Origin of the sequence: Acinetobacter sp. 809848, assembly GCF_000581275.1 — a bacterium.
Lineage (GTDB): Bacteria > Pseudomonadota > Gammaproteobacteria > Pseudomonadales > Moraxellaceae > Acinetobacter > Acinetobacter pittii.
Genome location: NZ_JEXG01000196.1, coordinates 1 through 471, shown reverse-complemented (window position 1 = coordinate 471; position 471 = coordinate 1). Strand labels below are relative to the sequence as shown.

The 471-nt window shown below is 45.0% G+C and carries 1 protein-coding gene; it reads left to right on the top strand.

The genetic code is table 11. From position 1 onward, the window contains the following. The coding region (locus J536_RS24750) for a 3-oxoacid CoA-transferase subunit A (protein WP_032064380.1) at positions 1-471 on the top strand (471 nt) is incomplete at both ends.

Below are 471 nucleotides of genomic sequence, written 5' to 3'. Positions count from 1 at the left end.
TATTGAACTCGGTGTTAAAGATTTAACCATTGTCAGCAACAATGCCGGTAATGGCGATTATGGTCTGGCTAAACTGCTTAAAGCCGGTTCGGTTAAAAAAGTCATCTGTTCTTTTCCGCGTCAGTCAGATTCTTATGTATTTGATGAACTGTACCGTGCTGGAAAGGTCGAGCTTGAAGTCGTACCGCAAGGTAATCTGGCGTGTCGTATTCAGGCAGCAGGTATGGGATTAGGCGCTGTGTTTACCCCAACTGGCTTTGGAACACTTTTAGCTGAAGGCAAAGAAACCCGTGAAATTGATGGTAAAGACTACGTACTTGAATATCCGATCAAGGCTGACTTTGCTTTGATTAAAGCCTACAAAGGCGATCGTTGGGGCAATCTGGTTTACCGTAAATCTGCACGTAACTTTGGCCCGATTATGGCCATGGCTGCGGATGTCACTATTGCTCAGGTTTCTGAAGTGGTTGA